The organism is Thiocapsa roseopersicina (genome assembly GCF_900106925.1).
Taxonomy (GTDB): Bacteria; Pseudomonadota; Gammaproteobacteria; order Chromatiales; family Chromatiaceae; genus Thiocapsa; species Thiocapsa roseopersicina.
In genome coordinates this window covers 211,026-230,127 of sequence record NZ_FNNZ01000005.1, presented here as the reverse complement: position 1 = coordinate 230,127, position 19,102 = coordinate 211,026, and the positions used below count along the sequence as shown (strand labels likewise).

Annotated in this window: 22 protein-coding genes and 1 pseudogene; 11 read left to right on the top strand and 12 right to left on the bottom strand. The window is 64.4% G+C overall.

Annotation, left to right across the window (positions count from 1 at the left end; all coding sequences use genetic code 11):
• A partial coding sequence (locus BLV04_RS08140; RefSeq protein ID WP_281241821.1) for an IS4 family transposase occupies positions 1 to 267 on the top strand: 267 nt, incomplete at its 5' end.
• A gap of 15 nt (positions 268 to 282) precedes the next feature.
• Positions 283 to 1,815 carry a PhoX family protein gene (locus BLV04_RS08135; RefSeq protein ID WP_093029871.1) on the top strand — a complete coding sequence of 511 codons (1,533 nt, stop codon included), beginning with the start codon at positions 283 to 285 and terminating at the stop codon, positions 1,813 to 1,815.
• Between the two features lie 298 nt (positions 1,816 to 2,113).
• On the opposite strand, the gene BLV04_RS08130 is transcribed toward BLV04_RS08135, so the two are convergent.
• The 12 genes and pseudogenes from BLV04_RS08130 to BLV04_RS08085 all read right to left on the bottom strand — a co-directional run bounded on the left by BLV04_RS08130 (position 2,114) and on the right by BLV04_RS08085 (position 10,296).
• The gene (locus BLV04_RS08130; protein ID WP_093029869.1) at positions 2,114 to 3,154 is read right to left on the bottom strand and encodes a peptidylprolyl isomerase; all 1,041 of its coding nucleotides are present in this window, start codon (positions 3,152 to 3,154) and stop codon (positions 2,114 to 2,116) included.
• 115 nt (positions 3,155 to 3,269) lie between these two features.
• Complete coding sequence (locus BLV04_RS08125) at positions 3,270 to 3,869, bottom strand: DNA-3-methyladenine glycosylase I (protein ID WP_093029867.1); 600 nt, start codon at positions 3,867 to 3,869, stop codon at positions 3,270 to 3,272.
• 69 nt (positions 3,870 to 3,938) lie between these two features.
• Positions 3,939 to 4,097 carry a DUF2256 domain-containing protein gene (locus BLV04_RS08120; protein WP_093029865.1) on the bottom strand — a complete coding sequence of 53 codons (159 nt, stop codon included), beginning with the start codon at positions 4,095 to 4,097 and terminating at the stop codon, positions 3,939 to 3,941.
• Positions 4,094 to 4,714 carry an FAD-binding domain-containing protein gene (locus BLV04_RS25580; protein ID WP_245731790.1) on the bottom strand — a complete coding sequence of 207 codons (621 nt, stop codon included), beginning with the start codon at positions 4,712 to 4,714 and terminating at the stop codon, positions 4,094 to 4,096. The genes BLV04_RS08120 and BLV04_RS25580 overlap by 4 nt, the downstream gene beginning before the upstream one ends.
• Before the next feature lie 155 nt (positions 4,715 to 4,869).
• Entirely contained in the window at positions 4,870 to 5,247 is a 378-nt protein-coding gene (locus tag BLV04_RS25575) for a deoxyribodipyrimidine photo-lyase (protein ID WP_245731789.1), read from the bottom strand.
• Positions 5,247 to 6,521, bottom strand: coding sequence for an FAD-binding domain-containing protein (locus tag BLV04_RS08110; protein WP_093029863.1), 1,275 nt, complete (start codon positions 6,519 to 6,521; stop codon positions 5,247 to 5,249). Before BLV04_RS08110 ends, BLV04_RS25575 begins: the two co-directional genes overlap by 1 nt.
• Before the next feature lie 84 nt (positions 6,522 to 6,605).
• Positions 6,606 to 6,911: an Hsp20/alpha crystallin family protein gene (locus BLV04_RS25570; protein WP_245731788.1), complete on the bottom strand. Its 306-nt coding sequence runs from the start codon at positions 6,909 to 6,911 to the stop codon at positions 6,606 to 6,608.
• Entirely contained in the window at positions 6,904 to 7,089 is a 186-nt protein-coding gene (locus tag BLV04_RS25565) for a hypothetical protein (RefSeq protein WP_245731787.1), read from the bottom strand. Before BLV04_RS25565 ends, BLV04_RS25570 begins: the two co-directional genes overlap by 8 nt.
• A 134-nt stretch (positions 7,090 to 7,223) precedes the next feature.
• Positions 7,224 to 7,448: pseudogene (locus BLV04_RS08100) on the bottom strand (Hsp20/alpha crystallin family protein); the annotation flags it as partial.
• Between the two features lie 240 nt (positions 7,449 to 7,688).
• Positions 7,689 to 9,338 carry a chaperonin GroEL gene (groL, locus tag BLV04_RS08095; protein WP_093029861.1) on the bottom strand — a complete coding sequence of 550 codons (1,650 nt, stop codon included), beginning with the start codon at positions 9,336 to 9,338 and terminating at the stop codon, positions 7,689 to 7,691.
• 137 nt (positions 9,339 to 9,475) lie between these two features.
• Positions 9,476 to 9,766, bottom strand: coding sequence for a co-chaperone GroES (gene groES / locus BLV04_RS08090; protein ID WP_093029859.1), 291 nt, complete (start codon positions 9,764 to 9,766; stop codon positions 9,476 to 9,478).
• Between the two features lie 143 nt (positions 9,767 to 9,909).
• Positions 9,910 to 10,296, bottom strand: coding sequence for an FxsA family protein (locus tag BLV04_RS08085; protein WP_371828637.1), 387 nt, complete (start codon positions 10,294 to 10,296; stop codon positions 9,910 to 9,912).
• Between the two features lie 192 nt (positions 10,297 to 10,488).
• Here BLV04_RS08085 and cutA point away from each other — a divergent pair, with 192 nt between their 5' ends.
• From cutA to BLV04_RS08040, 9 genes are all read left to right on the top strand, one after another.
• Positions 10,489 to 10,818, top strand: a complete 330-nt coding sequence (gene cutA, locus BLV04_RS08080) for a divalent-cation tolerance protein CutA (protein WP_093029854.1) — start codon at positions 10,489 to 10,491, stop codon at positions 10,816 to 10,818.
• On the top strand, positions 10,797 to 13,265 hold the full coding sequence (locus BLV04_RS08075; protein WP_217633671.1) for a protein-disulfide reductase DsbD: 2,469 nt from the start codon (positions 10,797 to 10,799) through the stop codon (positions 13,263 to 13,265). The genes cutA and BLV04_RS08075 overlap by 22 nt, the downstream gene beginning before the upstream one ends.
• Complete coding sequence (locus BLV04_RS08070) at positions 13,262 to 13,849, top strand: TlpA family protein disulfide reductase (RefSeq protein WP_093029852.1); 588 nt, start codon at positions 13,262 to 13,264, stop codon at positions 13,847 to 13,849. The genes BLV04_RS08075 and BLV04_RS08070 overlap by 4 nt, the downstream gene beginning before the upstream one ends.
• A gap of 107 nt (positions 13,850 to 13,956) precedes the next feature.
• On the top strand, positions 13,957 to 14,418 hold the full coding sequence (aroQ, locus tag BLV04_RS08065) for a type II 3-dehydroquinate dehydratase (RefSeq protein ID WP_093029850.1): 462 nt from the start codon (positions 13,957 to 13,959) through the stop codon (positions 14,416 to 14,418).
• A 2-nt stretch (positions 14,419 to 14,420) separates the two neighbouring features.
• A complete protein-coding gene (gene accB / locus BLV04_RS08060) occupies positions 14,421 to 14,876 on the top strand; it encodes an acetyl-CoA carboxylase biotin carboxyl carrier protein (protein ID WP_093029848.1) in 456 nt (151 codons plus the stop codon).
• 91 nt (positions 14,877 to 14,967) lie between these two features.
• Complete coding sequence (gene accC, locus BLV04_RS08055; RefSeq protein WP_093029905.1) at positions 14,968 to 16,308, top strand: acetyl-CoA carboxylase biotin carboxylase subunit; 1,341 nt, start codon at positions 14,968 to 14,970, stop codon at positions 16,306 to 16,308.
• A gap of 334 nt (positions 16,309 to 16,642) precedes the next feature.
• The gene (gene prmA / locus BLV04_RS08050) at positions 16,643 to 17,545 is read left to right on the top strand and encodes a 50S ribosomal protein L11 methyltransferase (RefSeq protein ID WP_093029846.1); all 903 of its coding nucleotides are present in this window, start codon (positions 16,643 to 16,645) and stop codon (positions 17,543 to 17,545) included.
• A gap of 218 nt (positions 17,546 to 17,763) precedes the next feature.
• On the top strand, positions 17,764 to 18,762 hold the full coding sequence (gene dusB / locus BLV04_RS08045) for a tRNA dihydrouridine synthase DusB (protein ID WP_093029844.1): 999 nt from the start codon (positions 17,764 to 17,766) through the stop codon (positions 18,760 to 18,762).
• Positions 18,759 to 19,067 carry a helix-turn-helix domain-containing protein gene (locus BLV04_RS08040; protein WP_093029842.1) on the top strand — a complete coding sequence of 103 codons (309 nt, stop codon included), beginning with the start codon at positions 18,759 to 18,761 and terminating at the stop codon, positions 19,065 to 19,067. The genes dusB and BLV04_RS08040 overlap by 4 nt, the downstream gene beginning before the upstream one ends.
• Positions 19,068 to 19,102: the final 35 nt, after the last annotated feature.

Below are 19,102 nucleotides of genomic sequence, written 5' to 3'. Positions count from 1 at the left end.
CGCTTGGGGCGAACCCTGCCCGACCTGGACGCCGAGCTGTTCCTCGCGCCCGAAGAATGGCAGGCCGCCTACATTCTCTCCGAGAAACCCCTGCCGAAAGAGCCGCCATGCCTCAACACGGTGGTTCGCCTGATCGCCGGCCTCGGCGGATTCCTCGGGCGCAAGGGCGACGGCGAGCCCGGCGTGAAGACGATTTGGCTCGGCCTGCAACGCGTCACGGACTTCGCCGCGGGGCTCAGATATGCTCGACAGGCTCATGATTCATGAGATGTGTGTAATGGGATGGGCTATACGCCGTGGGGCACCTACCTCACCTGCGAGGAGAACTGGGCGGGCTACTTCAAGAACGACGTCCAGATCAGCCGCATCAACGCTCTTTTCGACGCCCTGGGCTTCAATGGCAACTCCGCCCCCCAAGACGACTACTACGCTCGCTACGATGCAGTACAGGGCAAAGTCATCGGTGTCATCGATGAGACCGTCGACCAGAAAATCACCAGCAAGGTTTACACCCAGGCCGGCGACACCTTGACAGAGGCTGGCCGAGTACTCCTCGGAGTTCTCGACGACCTGCTCTCGGCCAACAACATCGACATTCAGGTGCCCCGCGAACAGAGCCGCTATGGCGTGGGCACCACCTCCAGCCGATACGGCTGGGAGACCGCCATTCGCGGCGGCGATCGGTATGTCCGCTTCGATGTGTCAATCAAGGGGATTGACGCGACCGACGACTACCGGAACGAGGCCAACGGCCAGGGTTGGGTGGTGGAGATCGATCCGTTCGACCCGACCAGCATCCCGAATAAGCGGACGGCGATGGGCCGCTTCGCGCACGAAGGCTGTATCTTCGCACCGCCTCAACTCGGCCAACCTTTGGCGTTCTACATGGGCGACGACGCGCAGAACGAGTACATCTACAAATTCGTAACCAAGGCGCGTTACAGGGAGGGTCTAAACGGCAATGTGCTGGACGAGGGCACCCTGTACGCGGCCCGTTTCAACGAAGACGGCAGCGGCGATTGGCTGGCCCTCGACATCCATGATCCGGACTTCCTCGCGGCTGCTGCAGCGGCAGGTGTGGATTTCCAGGATCAGGCCGACGTGCTGGTCAACACTCGCTTGGCGGCCGACGTCGTCGGGGCGACCAAGATGGACCGGCCGGAATGGGGCGCCGCCCACCCGCAGACCCGCGAGGTCTACATGACCTTGACCAATAACTCATCGCGTACTCTCGACAACATCGATGCAGCGAACCCGCGCCCGAATAACCTTACCGGCCACATCATCCGCTGGCGCGAGAAGGGCAACCGACCTTTCGCGACAAGGTTCGACTGGGACATCTTCGTGCTGGCGGGCGACGCCGATGACAGCGAGGTTCTGCCCGCCGAGGGCGGTCCGGCACTGGACGGCGATAATATCTTCGCCAGTCCGGACGGTATCTGGATCGACCAGCACGGCATCCTGTGGATCCAGACCGACATGAGTGGATCACAGCAGGGCACCGGGCCCTTCGGCGAGAACCAAATGCTGGCCGCCAACCCAATCACCGGCGAGATCAAGCGGTTCCTTCAAGGTCCGTTCAACCAAGAGACCACCGGCGTGGTCTCGACACCCGACGGCAAGAACCTGTTTGTGAACTTCCAGCACCCCGGTGATCGCTCCGCTGTCGGTAGCTTCACCAGCAACTGGCCGGATAGCGGCGCCGTCTATCGCCACCCGGGCGATGCCCCGGTCTTGCCCGCTTCGGACGGCCCGCGTCCGCGCTCGGCAACCGTCGTCATCACCCGCGAGGACGGCGGCGTTGTCGGGCTGTGAGCGCAGCGGCTTAGGCCGCTGATGGGATGAACCCTGGGCAGGGATTCCCAGCCTTTCGATGCTTAGGTAATTCCGGGAAAGTATTTGCCGACCTGTAGGGGCGACTGAAGTCGCCCCTAAAGCCCCTACAGGTCTTGCAGGCATGCGCAGTCGGGACGCTTATTCCAGGAAATCGCTTAGGCATGCGGCGCCGGTCGACTTTTTGAACGAGTCCTCCCCAGGCGTCGTCGCGCCTCCGGCAGTGCCGGGAGAGCCCGGAGATCGGTTGTTGACGAGGAGTGCTTTGCCGAGAAGGGACTTACGGGTCCTGGTCGGGAAACTCGATCACGGACGTCGCTCTGAGCTCCTCGACCTTGGCCATGAGCTCTTGTTGCACCTGTTGCGTCTTCAGCTGTTTCTCGATACGTCCCTTCACCACTTCGAAGGGCACAACTGCAGCCGCGTCCTTGTCCGTCGCCTTGATGATGTGGTAGCCGAACTGGGTCTCCACGACCTCGCTCACATCGCCCGTTTCCATAGCGAACGCGGCATTTTCAAACGGCGCGACCATTTGGCCCCGTCCGAACTCCCCGAGGTCGCCCCCTTGCTCGGCGCTGGGACAGGTCGATTCGCTCTTGGCCAGCTCGGCAAAATCGGCACCGGATTTCACCTTTTCGAGGATCTCGTCGGCCTTCCGCTTGGCGTTCTCTTTCGCCTCGGCGCCGGCACCTGCATCGAGTCCGATCAAGATGTGGCTCGCGCGCATCGATTCCGGCTTACTGAACGCCTCGGGATGCTCGTCGTAGAAGGCTTTTAGTTGTGCATCGGTGATCTCGATTTTAGACACCACCTCACTCTGGACGAACGCGTTGATCATGAGTCCGCGTTTGAGTTGCTCGCGCAGCCCATCCGGGGTGATGCCCTTTTCGGCGAGCGCGTCGTTCCATTCCCCTTGGCTCGGCAAACGAGACTTGATGATGGCGATCTGCTCGTCGACCTGCCGGTCGAGATCGGGGATGTTCTGATCCTTCGCGAGCTGATACAGGAGCTCGGAGCGGATCACGTTTTCTTTTGCGGTCTCCTCGAGGAGCTTGCGTTGATCGGGAGTAACGGAGTCCGCGGGGCTCATTCTGGCCAACAAGGGGCGGATATTCCGATCAAGCTCTGCGCGAGGGATCGCGACGCCGTTGATCCTGACGACGACATCCGCGGGGTCGCCGGACGTCGGCGCGGCTTCGCCCGCCGGGATCACTGTCGGGGCCAGCTCATTGGGGACGGGTTCGGCGGCGATGACGGGATGCGCACCGACGAGTGCCAGAGTGACGGTCGTCGTGGCGACCAGTTTGCAGAACAGGTGCATCGTTGGAATCTCGGTGGTGAGGAACAAAGGAAACCGAAGCGGGGCTGGTTATACGAACAAACAGCAGACCACGCAATGACAACCGCCCATTCGGGGCTCGACCCCGATCCGGAGCCTACCGGGCTGTCGGATCTCCGGAGGCGTCCCCGAGACGCGCGATCTCGGCATGTCGATAGCAGCCGACGACATGATCGTTGACCATCCCGACAGCCTGCATGAACGCATAGCAGATGGTGGATCCGACGAAGCTGAAACCGCGCTTCTTGAGTGCCTTGCTCATGCGGTCCGATGCAGGGGTCTGGGAAGGAACCTGGTCCAGCGAGCGCCAAGCGTTTTGCTGCGGCATATGGTCGACGAACTGCCAGAGGAAGGCGTCCAAGGATCCCGTGTCTTCGAGGATGGTCAGCACACCTTGTGCATTGCGAACGACCGACGCGATCTTGAGACGATTTCGAACGATGCCCGCGTCCCCGAGCAATCGCTGGATGTCGGCGTCCGAATAGCGCGCGATCCGCTCCGGATCGAGCTCGTCGAACGCCTGCCGATAGCCGTCGCGCTTGCGCAGGATGGTGAGCCAGCTCAAACCGGCCTGCGCCCCTTCGAGCGTCAGCATCTCGAAGAGGCGGCGGTCATCGTGGACCGGTACGCCCCATTCGAGGTCGTGATAATCGAGGTAGAGGGGATCGGAACCACACCAGCCGCATCTCGGGGTCATTTTCTTATCCATCGGAGAACATTCGGAGCCTAACGTATCGTCAAGGCGCGGATAAACCCCGTCGCGACGTCACGACGACGGCGGTTGGCGCAACGCGCGGCGGCTACGGCACGTATCGGAGCAATAGCGGACCGACTCCCAGCAGGCTGCCCAGCGTTTGCGCCAGGTGAAGGGGCGAGCGCAGGTCGGGCAGATCTTGGTCGGGAGATTCGGCTTCTTGTGGCTCATGAGATCGACTCGGGGCTCGGGGGCCGTTTTCGTTTGCCGCCTGTCTCCGCGGTGCTCGTGCTCGTGCTCGTGCTCGTGCTCGTGCTCGTGCGGCTCGCGCCACCGCTGCGACGACGGCTGCGGTGCGTCTCGAAGATGGTCCGGCTTTCGGCGCGGGACATCGTCCATGGTGAGTGGATCCGGGCGTCCGGGACAGCGGCCAGCTCGGGCACCCAACGGCGGATGAAGACGCCATCCGGATCCTGATCTTGCGACTGCTTGACCGGGTTGTAGATGCGCAGCCTGTCGATGCCGGTCGTGCCGGATTGCATCTGGACCCGGGACCAATGGATGCCGGGCTCGTAGTCGGTGAAGACGCGCGCCAGGTGCAGGCCAGGCTCGCGCCAATGCAGCCAGAGAGGGTAGGCGCTGAAGGACATCAGCATGGCGCGCATCCGAAAGTTGATCCAGCCGATGTGGATCAAGGCACACATGCAGGCGTCGACGAAGGGGACGCCGGTATGGCCTTGGCGCCACGCGTCGAGCCGATGCGGATCCGGTATCGGATCGCGGAGGCCGTTGCAGGCACGGTGCGTGTTCTCGAATTCGATGCGCGGCTCGCTCTCCAGCTTCTGCATGAAATCGGGATGTCGCCGAGCCCGCCGATCTCGGACAGCGCCCCCAAGGGTCGCAGGACGGGCGGCGGCTCCAATGGCGTCCGCATCCGTTGCTCCCGGATCTTCGACCAGCGGTTGCGTGTTTCGAGGCGGCGGACCACGCCGCTCTGCGGCAGCTAATGCAAGGGGATGCCGCGGGTGCGCAGCAGATCGCCGACGGCGATGTCCCGCGCATAGGTCCAGCCGTTGCCGGTTTCCTCGTGAGACCAGACGGCCTGGATGGGTAGACGATTCAGCAGCTCACCCAGGACCGGGACGGCCTCGCCGACGCGAATCACCAAGGGTTGGCCGAGTGCGGCGAGATCCGTTCGCAGCTCACCGAGACACTCGGCGATGAAGGCCCAATGCCGACCGGAGGCATCCGGTTGGGACCAGTATTCGGGCTCGGCGATATAGAGCGGCAGGACCGGGCCGCGCCGTGCGGCCTCGGCGAGTGCACCATGATCGTAGACCCGGAGGTCGCGCTTGAACCAGACCAGTTGCAGGGGTTTCATCAGGGTTGAGGCCGCTCGATGCGCGTAAGACTTTCAAGATGGGTTTGGCGGTTGGCGTGCTCGCGGAAGGGGAAGAAGCCGCGGGTGGCGCCGGGCCACAGCCTGCTGTCCCAGGTCCGGCGAGCCCGCACAAGCGCGATGCCGTGCCGGGCGAGTCGCGCGTCGAGTTGCTCGATGCGCTTGCGCCATTGACCGACCGGTGTTTCGAGCATAACGACTTTGCGCACCGCAAGGCTGAGAGACCATGCCTCGGCCGCGGCCAGCCAATCGCCCTCGTCCAGGACGTATGACGGGACCGCGAAATGCGCCTCGGCCCGAGACAGGGCATCGGCGATCGCGACGCGCGAAAAGTCGACGACCGGAAGTGCCAGGTCGAGACACTCCCCAACCGTCTCGTCCCAGCCCCCGGCTACGCCTCGAAACCGGAGCAGCGACAGGCGCGAGACCTCCGGGGCGAGATCCTCCGGCGTCAGAAGCAGCCCGCTCGGAATGTCCACATCCAACTCGACCGAAGCGGGGAGCGCGCGCGGCGTGAGATCGAGCGGCGGCTCGGTCAGGGGCAAGGCCTGCTCGTCGAGCTCGCCTTTGGGGTCGAAGCGCCCGTCGGTGTAGCGGGCGATGTTCTCCGCACGCGCCAGGTAGTGCTTTCCCCGCGTGTGCAATCCCGCGACCCAGCGCCAGGAGAGCGTGTTGGACGCAGGATCACCGTCCAGCAGATGACGCAGAAAGAAGGCCGCACCGAGCGTCCAGGGCAAACGCAGGGTGAAGATCCAGATGCTCGCGAACCACATGCGGGCGTGGTTGTGCAGGTAGCCGGTCTCGGTCAGCTCATTGGCCCAGGCATCGAAGCAGGGGATCCCGCTCCGGCCCGCGATCGCCTCGGCATAGCGGATCGACGCCGTCCCAGCGAGTCCGTCGCGGTCGCGTCGAAGCTGGTCGAGATAGGCGTCCCAGACGTGGGGGCGCTGCTCCAGCCAGCCTTTCCAGTAGGTCCGCCACAGGACCTCGGAAACGAACTTATCGACGGTATCCCGCGGCTGGACGTCCCAAACCGCGGCGACCGCCTCGCGCTCCAGGATTAGACGGTGCCGCAGATAGGGAGCAAGCCGCGAGACCCGATCATGCGGCGGGACGACCCGATTGCGCTCGCGCGCATAGGCTGCCGCCTGCGGGACAAAGGATGCCAGACGCGCGAGGCCGGCCGCCCGAGTCGGCGTCTCGGCCTGAACGCCGTCGCCGGGCAAGTCGGGTTTTCGTATACCCGGTCGTCGCATCGGTCTCTCCGTCTTGGTCGAAGAGCACGACATGGATGACGCCGAGCGCTTTTCAACCCGGGCCCGATTCGCCCGGAGCCGGTGTCAGTGCACGGTCACCTTGATCGGCTGTCGGCGTCTTGTCTTGTCCTTCGGCATCTCGACACGCAGGACACCCTGCTTGTAGCTCGCCTTGGCTTTGTCGCTGTCGACCTCGTCGGGCAAGGCGATGGCGCGCTCGAAGTGGCCGTAGGCACATTCGGTGACGTGGTGGCGGCCTTTGGACTCTTCGCGCTCGACCCGCTTCTCGCCGCGGACAACCAGGTAGCCGTCCGTCACCTGAAGCTCGAAGTCGTCCTTGGCCATGCCCGGGGCTTCCAGACGCACGACGATCTTGTCCTCGTCATCCATGACCTCCGCGGCCAGGACGCCCCAACCGCCGCCCGCCGTGCTCGCGGGTCGGTCTCGCACCCTTGTGGGTGAAGCGCATCACGGCCCCGGCGGCTTGATCGTAGAGTCGCTCCCAACCGTCGCGGACATGGTCCCATGCCCGTGTGATGTTGTGTCTGATCTGTTGAAGTGTCGACATAGATCCCTCCGGAAATCCGGACCCCGGCGCTCGCGAACCCTTTCACGTCTCCGTCGCATGGATCGAACATCTGCCACGGGCGCCGAGATCGCCGAGCGCGCGGCACCTTGCCCCGCGCCCCTCGTTTGGTTTCCTCAACCCACGTTGACCTGGATCTTACGGGGCTTAAGCTCGGCGCGTTTCGGCACCTTCAGGGTCAGAATGCCGTCCTGCATCTGTGCATCGATTTGGTCTGCCTGAAGCTCTCGGCTCAGCGTGAAACTGCGCCGGAACCGGGTGGTGCGCAGGTCGGCATAGAGTGCCTCCATCTCGCTCGGCATCTCGATCGCCGCCTCGCCCTCGATCAGGAGGGTGTCCTTGTCGACCCGGACCGCTGCCGCTCTGTGCCGCGTTGATTAGCAGGTTGAGCAAAGCATCGCGGATTGCTCCGGCCTGCAGAGCGACCGCGGGCAGCGTCGACTCGAGGTCGAGCAGGATTCCGAGCCCCTGTTTCCGTGCCACGCAAGCGCTGATCCAACCAAGCACCCAATAAAAAAGCCCCGCCCCGATAGGGCATCGGGGCGGGGCTTTCATCTGCGTGTAGCCGCAGACGGACGGGCTTACATCATGCCCATGCCGCCCATGTCGCCCATTCCACCCATGCCGCCGCCGCCCGGCATCGGGGCGTCGTCCTTCGGCTCTTCGGCGATCATGGCCTCGGTGGTGATCATGAGGCCGGCAACCGACGCGGCGTTCTGAAGCGCCGAGCGGGTGACCTTGGTCGGATCCAGGATGCCCATGTCGACCATGTCGCCGTACTCGCCGTTGGCGGCGTTGTAACCGAAGTTACCCGAGCCTTCGACGACCTTGTGCAGGATGACGGACGGCTCGCAGCCGGCGTTGGCGACGATCTGACGCAGCGGCTCTTCCATGGCGCGCCGTGCGATGGTGATGCCGACGTCTTGGTCATGGTTGGCACCGGTCAGGCCCTTGACCGCGGTCTGGGCACGGACCAGCGCGACGCCGCCGCCGGGGACGATGCCTTCCTCGACCGCCGCGCGGGTGGCGTGCAGGGCGTCTTCGACGCGCGCCTTCTTCTCCTTCATCTCCATCTCGGTGGCGGCACCGACCTTGATGACGGCAACACCGCCGGCCAGCTTGGCCAGACGCTCCTGGAGCTTTTCCTTGTCGTAGTCAGAGCTGGTCTCTTCGACCTGGGCGCGAATCTGCTCGCAGCGCGCTTTGATGTCGATCTCGGAGCCGGCACCGTCGATGAGGGTGGTCTCGTCCTTGGCGACCTGAACACGCTTGGCGGTACCCAGATCGTTCAGGGTCGCCTTCTCGAGCGACAGACCAACCTCTTCGGAGATCACGGTCGCGCCGGTCAGGATGGCGATGTCCTGCAGCATGGCCTTGCGACGATCACCGAAGCCCGGCGCCTTGACTGCGCAGACCTTGACGATGCCGCGCAGGGTATTGACCACCAGGGTGGCCAGCGCCTCGCCTTCCACGTCTTCGGCGACGATCAGCAGCGGCCGGCCGGCCTTGGCGACCGATTCCAGCACCGGCAGAAGCTCGCGGATGTTGGAGATCTTCTTGTCGTGCAGCAGGATGAAGGGATCGTCCAGCTCGGCGCTCTGGCTCTGCTGATTGTTGATGAAGTAGGGCGAGAGGTAGCCACGGTCGAACTGCATGCCTTCGACGACATCCAGCTCGTTGTGCAACGAGGTGCCGTCTTCGACGGTGATGACGCCTTCCTTGCCGACTTTTTCCATTGCCTCGGCGATGATCTGTCCGATCGACTCGTCCGAGTTGGCCGAGATGGTGCCGACCTGGGCTATCGCCTTGGACTCGGTGCAGGGCTTGGACAGCTTCTTGAGCTCTTCCACAGCCGCCTCGACGGCCTTGTCCATACCGCGCTTCAGATCCATCGGGTTCATGCCGGCAGCGACGGCCTTCAGACCTTCGCGGACCATGGCCTGCGCCAGAACGGTCGCGGTGGTGGTGCCGTCACCGGCGATGTCGGAAGTATGTGAAGCAACCTCCTTCACCATCTGGGCGCCCATATTCTCGAACTTGTCGCTCAGCTCGATTTCCTTGGCCACGGACACACCGTCCTTGGTGACGGTCGGGGCACCGAAGGACTTCTCCAGGACTACGTTGCGGCCCTTCGGACCCAGCGTGACCTTCACTGCGTTGGCGAGGATGTTGACACCCTCCATCATTCGGGCGCGGGCTTCACCGCCGAACTTGACGTCTTTTGCACTCATGGTGTTGATCCTTGAATTCGGTTAATCAGGTTTCGTTGTCCAAACCAGCCGGGTTGGGCTGATCGATCGGCCGATCGGCGCGAATAGGGGTTCGGAGAATGGCTTGTATGCGGGCTCCCGCAAGGGAGCACTCGGCATCAGCCCTCGACGACACCCATGATGTCTTCTTCACGCATCACCAGGAAGTCGTTGCCGTCGAGCTTCACTTCGGTGCCGGAGTACTTGCCGAACAGGACGCGGTCGCCGACCTTCACATCCAGCGGACGGCTCTCGCCGTTGTCGAGGATCTTGCCCTTGCCCACGGCGATGATCTCGCCCTGGATGGGCTTCTCGGTGGCGGAGTCCGGGATCACGATGCCGCCGGCGGTCGTACGCTCTTCTTCCATGCGACGGACAACGACGCGGTCGTGCAGGGGACGAATCTTCATGTGGTGGTCTCCTCGTGCGGTTGACGGGTTCGGAGTGCGGGTGAGCAGCCCGTTTCGGCCCGCTCTGTTAGCACTCATCTCAAACGAGTGCTAATAGTAGAGCCTTATCCTCGTCTGTCAAGCGCCGGAGGGTTCGACGAGCCTCAATCTTCGCGCCGGTAGTCGCCCTCGATGACCCTCGGGTCCTCTGCGCCTCCGGGGGGCGTGCCGGGCCGGACCGGGATCACGCGGACATAGCGACCGACGATCCAATGCCGCAGGGGCGGGACGAGCAACAAAAACCCGATCGTGTCGGTCAGAAAGCCCGGAAGGAGCAGGAAGAGACCCGCAACAAGGAGCAGTGCGCCGTCCAAGACCTCCAAGGCCGGGACCTCGCCGCGATCGGTCATCTCGCGCACCCGCATGAGCAGACCGAAACCTTGGTGGCGGACCAGCCAGATCCCGACGATGGCGGTGAGGATGGCCAGGGCGATGGTCGGAAATGCCCCGATCTCGGAGCCGACCTGGATCATCACGTAGATTTCGATCATCGGCACTCCGATGACGATCAGCAGAAACAAAAAAGGCACGATGATGGTCTCCGGAGGTGGTCGGTCGGTCCGTGCTCGGTCGACCGAGATCCCTTAAACCGACAAACATTGTGGTAGAAGAAGGCTGACCCCTTGCAGGATAGTGGAACCCCGAACCTGATGAAACGCCATGAAACGCCGCCGACCCACAGCATGACGGCAGACCATCGCCTGATCTTCTGCACCTGTCCCGACGAGGCCACGGCCGGGCGCATCGCCGAGGCACTGGTCGAGGAGCGCCTTGCCGCCTGCGCCAATCTGCTTCCGGGCATCACCTCGATTTATCGCTGGGAGGGCCGGATCCAGCGCGACGCCGAGGTCTTACTCTTGATCAAGACGACGCGCGAGCGTGTCGCGGCGTTGACCGAGCGCCTGCGCGCATTGCATCCCTACGAGATTCCGGAAATCATCGCGGTCCCCGTCACCGAGGGACTCCCCGACTATCTGAGCTGGGTAACGACATGCACCGACCACAACGACTGAGCCCCGGGATCGGGGCCGCCGTCGAGCGGCGCCAAACCGCCATCGACGACACCGCCACCGAACAACAGGGTCCGGGACATCGCCCGTCGCGCGGGACATCCGCCGCGAGACGGCTCTTGGCCGTCGCCTTGACCTGGCTGATCGTCGCCGGAGTGTTGCCGCTCGCCTCGGCGGAGGACGAGTTCCTGATGCCCGATCAGGCCTTCCGCATCTCGGGCGAGGCCGACGGTCCGGACGCCGTTCGGGTGCGCTGGGAGATCGCCGACGGTTATTACATGTATCAGAGCAAGTTCGGGTTCCAGGCGGATACCGTCGGTATCTCAACCGGCAGCCCGCGCATGCCCGCAGCCGAAACCAAGGAGGACGAGTTCTTCGGCAAGGTCCAGGTCTATCGCGACAGCGTCGAGATCCGGGTGCCGGTCACGCGTGGGACCGGGTCGGGTAACTTCCTGACCCTCGAGGCGACCTCGCAGGGCTGCGCCGATGCCGGACTCTGCTACCCGCCGCATCGCCAGCGCCTGTTGCTCGAGCTGCCGGAGATGGCTGCCGCGACCCCTGTCGCCGCCGAGGCCGCTCCCGCGGCCGAGACCCCGTCGCCGACTCAGCGCGAGCAGTCGCCGAAGGCCTTGGCGGGCTTAGGCCAATCGCTCGGCTTGGGCGCGGACGACGACATCCTCCCCGCCGAGGAGGCATTCCTCTTCTCCGCGGAGGTCGCGGGCCCGGACCAGATCCAGTTGACCTGGGACGTCGCCGAGGGGACCTATCTCTACAGCCATATGCTCGAGCTGGCGCTCGAGGACGGGAGCGAGGTCGCCATCGGGCCCTACGAGCGCCCCGCCGGAGACATCAAGAAGGACTCGATCCTTCCGGACGGCAGCGTCGGCGATGTCGAGGTCTATCACGACCGTGTCGATCTGACCCTGCCACTGCTGCGCGGGTCGAGCGCGCCGACGGAGGTGACCCTGATCGCCAAGTATCAGGGCTGCGCCGAGATCGGCATCTGCTATCCGCCGCAGACCCAAAGGGTGACGCTGAGCCTGCCGGAGGCGCTGGTGACGGCGGCTCTGCCCACGGCAGCCGCCGCGGCCACGGCAACCGACGCGCCGACGGCAAGTGCGCCATCGGATGCGGACGACACGGTCTCGGAGCAGGACCGGATCGCCTCCGTCCTCGCCAACAGCGGCGTCTGGGTGGTGATCGCGGCCTTCTTCGGGTTCGGACTCTTGCTCGCCTTCACCCCTTGCGTCTTCCCCATGATCCCGATCCTCTCGGGCATCATCGCCGGACAGGGCCCGAACATCACCACACGCAAGGCATTCACGCTTTCGCTGGTCTATGTCTTGGCCATGGCCTTGACCTACACGGTCGTCGGCGTGCTGGCGGGGCTCTTCGGCGCGAATCTGCAGGCGGCCTTCCAGAACCCCTGGGTCCTGACCTCCTTCGCGTTGATCTTCGTGCTGCTCGCGCTGTCCATGTTCGGCTTCTATGACCTGCAGCTGCCGTCGAGCTTCCAGTCCAAGCTCGCGGAGATCAGCAACAAGCAGGAGGGCGGCACCCTGATCGGCGTGGCCATCATGGGCCTGCTCTCCGCGCTGATCGTCGGACCCTGCGTGGCTCCGCCGCTCTTCGGCGCGCTCATCTATATCAGCCAAACCGGGGACGCGGTGCTCGGCGGCATCGCCCTGTTCGCGCTGAGTATGGGCATGGGCGTGCCTCTGATCGCCATCGGCACCTCGGCCGGCAAGCTGCTGCCGCGCGCCGGCGGTTGGATGGATGCGGTCAAGGCGGTGTTCGGCGTTGCCCTGCTCGGCGTGGCCATCTTCATGATGGAGCGGATCCTGCCGCCGGCGGTCGCCATGCTGCTGTGGGGGCTGCTGCTGATCTGCTCGGCGGTCTACATGGGCGCACTGACCCAACTGCCGCAGGGTGCAAGCGGTTGGAGCAAGCTCTGGAAGGGTCTCGGCGTCTTCCTGCTCATCTACGGCGCACTCATGCTGCTCGGCGCGGCGGCCGGCGGGAAGGACACGGTCCAGCCGCTGCGCGGACTTGCCGTGGGCGGCGGCGGTGGCGGTGCCGCTGCGGAGGCGGTCTTTACCCCCGTGAAGACGCTCGAGGACCTCGATCGCGAGGTCGCCAAGGCGGGCGCGCTCGGCAAGCCGGTGATGTTCGACTTCTACGCCGACTGGTGCGTGACCTGCAAAGAGCTGGAGCGCTATACCTTCAGCGACCCCGCGGTGATCGCCGAGATGGAGCGCTTCGTCCTGCTCAAGGCGGACGTGACGGCAAACGACGCGGATGATCAGGCCCTGATGAAGCACTTCGGCATCATCGGACCGCCCGCCATCCTCTACTTCGACACCTCGGGAGAAGAGCGCAAGAACTATCGCTTGGTCGGCTTCAAGCCCGCCGACGCCTTCGTCGAGCATCTGCGCCGGGCCGCGCCATGAGTGCGGTTCGGGTGGGGATGGTGATCCTGCTTGCTGGGGGGATCAGCATCGGGGTTGCCGTCGTCGGACAACGCTGGATCGAAGCGCCGAAGCCCGAGGCAGTACTCTCGGTCCGCCAGTCTGCGCCCCTTCAGACCTTGCCCGACTTCGGCCTGACCGACCTAGCCGGATCGGAGATCAGCAGCGATGCGTGGGCCGGGAAGGTCGTAGTGATCAACTACTGGGCGAGCTGGTGCCCGCCCTGCGTGCGCGAGATGCCGCTTTTTATCCAGACGCAGGAGGCACTCGGCGAGTCCGGTGTGCAGGTCGTAGGCATCGCCGTGGATCGCCTCGAAGACGTTGAGGCGTTCGTGGCCCAGTACCCGGTCAACTACCCCATCCTGATGGCCAACCCGGAGGCGGTCGCCCTCTCGAAACGACTCGGCAACCGGGTCGAAGGACTGCCCTTCACGGTCATCTTCGACCGCCGCGGGCGCCGCGTCTTCAGCCGCACAGGCGAGGTCACGGCCGCCGAGCTCAAGGCCGAGCTCGACGCGCTGGTCAAGGCGGAGGACCGGCCGGCGCCCGACGAGGACGCGTCTTAGCTGGACAACATCGCGTAAAATCCGCACAATTCGCGCCGATTTGCCGCCGATCCCAAAGGGACCGGCGGGTACACTGAGCCTCGGACGCGTTGGAGTAAATTGACCGGATGGCGGCGATCCTGGTCCTGAACGGACCGAACCTCAACCTGCTCGGCACCCGCGAGCCGGAGCATTACGGTCGCGCCACGCTGGCGCAGATCCACCAAGGCTTGGAGGATGCGGCACGGGCTCAGGGCTTCACGCTGGAGTGTATCCAGAGCAACGCCGAGCACGTCCTGATCGAGGCGGTCCACCGTGCCGCGCACGAAGGGGTTCGCTTCATCATCCTGAATCCCGCCGCCTTCACCCACACCAGCGTCGCCCTGCGCGATGCACTGCTCGGGGTCGGGATTCCCTTTATCGAGGTGCACCTTTCCAACGTGCACGCCCGGGAGCCCTTTCGGGCCCACTCCTATTTCTCCGACATCGCCGTCGGGGTGATCAGCGGACTCGGGGCCGAGGGCTACTTTTCAGCATTGCGCGCCGCGGCCGGTCGGCTCGCGCCGGACCTTTCCAACGAGAACCACTGACCATGGATATCCGCAAGGTAAAGAAGCTGATCGAGCTGTTGGAGCAATCCGACGTCGCGGAGATCGAGATCCACGAGGGCGAGGAATCGGTCCGTATCAGCCGACACGGCAGCGGCGCCATGCCGATGTACATGCCTCAAGCGATGCCCATGGCCGCCGGCCCCGCGGCAGCTCCGGCGCCCGCCGCCAAAGCCTCCGATGAAGAGGATCTTGACGAGATGGAAGGCGAGGTCGTGCGCTCGCCCATGGTCGGCACCTTCTATCGTGCTCCCTCGCCGGGTTCGAAGCCCTTCGTCGAAGAAGGCCAAAGTGTGAAGGCCGGCGAGACGCTCTGCATCATCGAGGCGATGAAGATCCTCAACCAGATCGAGTGCGAGCAAGGCGGCAAGATCAGACGGATCCTGGTCGAGAACGGTCAGCCGGTCGAATACAACCAGCCGCTGTTCGTCATCGAATAAGGGCGGAGGGCAGCGCCCCCGTCGTCAAGCGCCGGCGCATTCCCCGATGCGTCGCGCCTCCTCCAGCAAAGACATCGCCACCATGCCTGCAATGATCGAGAAGGTCCTGATCGCCAACCGGGGCGAGATCGCGCTCCGGATCCTGCGCGCCTGTCGCGAGCTGGGCATCAAGACGGTCGCGGTGCACTCCGAAGCGGACCGCGACCTCAAGCACGTCCTCTTGGCCGACGAGTCGGTCTGCATCGGCCCGGCCGCCTCGCTGCACAGCTATCTCAACGTGCCGGCCATCATCAGTGCGGCGGAGGTCACCGATACGGTCGCCATCCATCCGGGCTACGGCTTCCTCTCCGAGAACGCGGATTTCGCGGAGCGAGTCGAGCGCTCCGGCTTCATCTTCATCGGTCCGCGGCCCGAGACGATCCGCCTGATGGGCGACAAGGTCTCGGCGATCGCCGCCATGAACAAGGCCGGCGTGCCCTGTGTGCCCGGCTCCGATGGGCCGCTCGACGACAACAAGAAACGCACCCTCGAGATGGCTCGTAAGATTGGCTATCCCGTCATCATCAAGGCATCCGGCGGCGGGGGCGGTCGCGGCATGCGAGTCGTCCATTCAGAGGCGACCTTGCTGAATGCGATCTCTCTGACCAAGGCGGAGGCCGCCGCGGCCTTCAACAACGACATGGTCTACATGGAGAAGTATCTGGAGAACCCGCGTCATATCGAGTTCCAGGTCCTCTCCGACGAGCACGGCAACGCCATCCATCTCGGGGAGCGCGACTGCTCCATGCAGCGCCGCCATCAGAAGGTCGTCGAAGAGGCGCCGGCGCCCGGCATCACCGAGGCGCAACGTCACGAGATCGGCGAGCGCTGCGCCGAGGCCTGCCGCACCATCGGCTACCGCGGTGCCGGCACCTTCGAGTTTCTCTATGAGAACGGCTGCTTCTATTTCATCGAGATGAACACGCGCGTGCAGGTCGAGCACCCGGTGACCGAGATGGTCACGGGCGTGGACATCGTCAAAGAACAGATCCTGATCGCCGCCGGCGAGCCCCTGCGCTACAAGCAGGAAGACATTGTGATCCGCGGCCATGCCGTGGAGTGCCGTCTCAACGCCGAAGACTCCGAGACCTTCATGCCGAGCCCCGGCAAGATCACCGAGTTCCATGCCCCGGGCGGCCCCGGCGTGCGCCTGGAAACACACATCTATACCGGCTACACGGTTCCGCGCTATTACGACTCCATGATCGGCAAGCTGATCACCCACGGCGAGGATCGCGAGGCGGCCATCGCGCGGATGTGCAATGCGCTGCGCGAGACGGTGATCGACGGGATCAATACCAATATCAAGCTGCAGCGGTCGATCCTAAGGGACGGGGCGTTTCTGGCGGGCGGGGCGAATATCCACTATCTGGAAAAGAAGCTCGGCATGTAGGGCTGAACCGCGTTTGGAGCAACATGCGGTGCTCGAGGTAAAGCCCACATCGGCGCGATTTGATGGCTCGGCACGACGCGGTTCAGGAATTTTAGGAACATTGAATGCTTAGGTGATTTTCGGGGAAGGATCTACCTGCGTGTAGGGGCGAATTAATTCGCCCCTACATTCCCCTCCATGTCTTCCAAACATGTGCGGTCGGAATACGTGTTCCTGAAATTCACCTGAAATGAAAACTCTTAATCACTTAAATCGCGTCGACTCCGACGTTTACGAACTGCTGCGAGATCGAGACCAAATGAACACTGCACATATTCTCCGGGACGCGATTTAATTGGCCTGGCTGCAGCTTTCGATCGAGGTCTCCAAGCCGGACGCCGAAGGAATCGCCGCCTTCCTGGAAGACGCCGGAGCACTCTCGGTGACCCTCGCGGATGCGGCCGACGAGCCTCAGCTCGAGCCGGGGCCGGGGGAAACACCGCTCTGGTCGCAGGTCAAGGTCTCGGCGCTGTTCGATGCGGATCCCGAGAGCGAGGCGCTGGTCGCTCGCTTAGTCGATCAGCTGGCTCGTGAGCCGCGCGCCGGGGCGACCGGTCCGGCTCTTGTCGAGCGGATCGAGGATCAGGTCTGGGAGCGCGTCTGGCTCGACACCTTCAAGCCGACCCGCTTCGGTCGGCGTCTCTGGGTCTGTCCGCACGGACAGGATCCGGATGATCCCGAGGCGATCGCCGAGGCCGTCGTGGTCGCGTTGGATCCGGGTCTGGCCTTCGGGACCGGGCATCATCCGACCACCGCACTCTGCCTGGAGTGGCTCGACGGTACCGACCTCGACGGCAAGACCGTCCTGGATTACGGCTGCGGCTCGGGGATCCTGGCGATCGCGGCGCTGCGCTTGGGCGCTGCGCGGGCGATCGCCGTCGACCATGACCCTCAGGCGCTGGAGGCGACGCGGGACAACGCACTCGCCAACGGGGTCGCCGACCGGCTCGCCATCTACGGGCCGAACGAGGTGCCCGAGCTGAAGGTCGATGTGACCATCGCCAACATCCTCGCCGGGCCGCTGATCACGCTGGCGCCTCGGCTCGTCGAGTCGCTGCGGCCGGGCGGCGCTTTGGCCGTCTCGGGTGTACTTGCCGAGCAGGTCGAGACGGTCCGTGCTGCCTATGCCGAACGGATCGCGCTTGCGCCGACGCGACTGCGCGAGGATTGGGCGCTCATCTGCGGAACGTTGCGGTAAGGGCGGCGATCGGCAACGCGCGCACTCTTCCCGCGCAACCCGATATCCCCGGAACGCCGACGTGTCGTCGGCGTTTTGCGCTGGCCTGACGGCGGGCGGGTCAAGCGCAACTCCTCGATCCTCGGGAGACCGCGCTCCATGCGCGTCGGCCGGGATATGATCAAAGCACGACGCCGCACCTCGATCGATTCCAATCCAGATCCTGCAATGAGTCTTCCATGCAACGCGCATTCGCCATCGGCCCATACCGATTCGAAAACAACCTGATTCTCGCGCCGATGGCCGGGATCAGCGATCGGCCGTTCCGCACGCTCTGTCGGCGCCTGGGGGCAGGGCTTGCGGTCGCCGAGATGGTCTCGTCGAACACCGCGCTTTGGGGTACCCGCAAATCGGTGCGGCGTTTGGACTATGCAGGCGAGGTCTGTCCCGTCTCGGCGCAGATCGTCGGCGCGGATCCGCTCGACATGGCCGAAGCGGCCCGCATCAATGTCGACCTGGGCGCCGACATCGTCGACATCAACATGGGTTGTCCCGCGAAGAAGGTCTGCAAACGTGCGGCGGGCTCCGCGCTGCTGCGCGACGAGATCCTGGTCGGGCGGATCCTGGAGGCGGTGGTCGCGTCGGTCGCCGTCCCGGTCACCTTGAAGATCCGCACCGGTTGGTCGCCCGAGACCCGCAATGCCGTGCGGATTGCTCAGATTGCGCAGGCATCCGGGATCGCCGCCCTCACCGTTCACGGGCGCACGCGCGCCTGCAGCTACGGGGTGCCCGCAGAGTACGACACGATCCGTGCCATCCGCGCGGCCGTGTCGATACCGCTCATCGCCAACGGCGACATCGCAAGCCCCGAACGGGCGAAACAGGTTCTGGACTGCACCGGCGCCGATGCTATCATGATCGGACGCGCGGCCCGGGGGCGTCCCTGGATTTTCCGCGACGTCGCGGCTTACCTGACCTCGGGTACCCTGCCGGTCGAGCCGCAAAGGCACTGGATTCATGCGCTCCTGCGCGAGCATCTCGATGCCTTGTATCGCTTTTACGGCGCCCACGCCGGCGTGCGGATCGCACGCAAACACATCTCCTGGTACTGCCGTTACTTACCGGGTGCAGCGGCCTTCAGAGACATCGTCAACGGGACACAAACCCCGGCGGAGCAGTTGTCGCGGGTCGCCGCGTTCTTCGAGCAATGCCCCGAAACGGAGAATCAAGCAGCATGAATTCAGTCGCTCTGGACAGCGTATCCGCACCGACCGCGACCGGGCTGCAGGTGGTGGAGGCGGATCGCACCGACCCCTTGAGCAAATGTGTGCAGGATGCACTGCGCTTCTATCTGGAAAACATGGCTGGCCATGACGTGGTCAACCTTTACGCCTTGGTGCTCGAGGAAGTGGAGCGCCCCATGTTCGAGACCGTTCTGGACCATACCAACGGCAACCTGAGCCACGCCGCAAAGATCCTCGGCTTGACGCGCGCCACCCTGCGCAAACGACTCGCCGCTTACGGGATCGAGCGCGCACGCTGAACCCGCATCGCCGGCCGCACCGTCGGCCCCTTTCA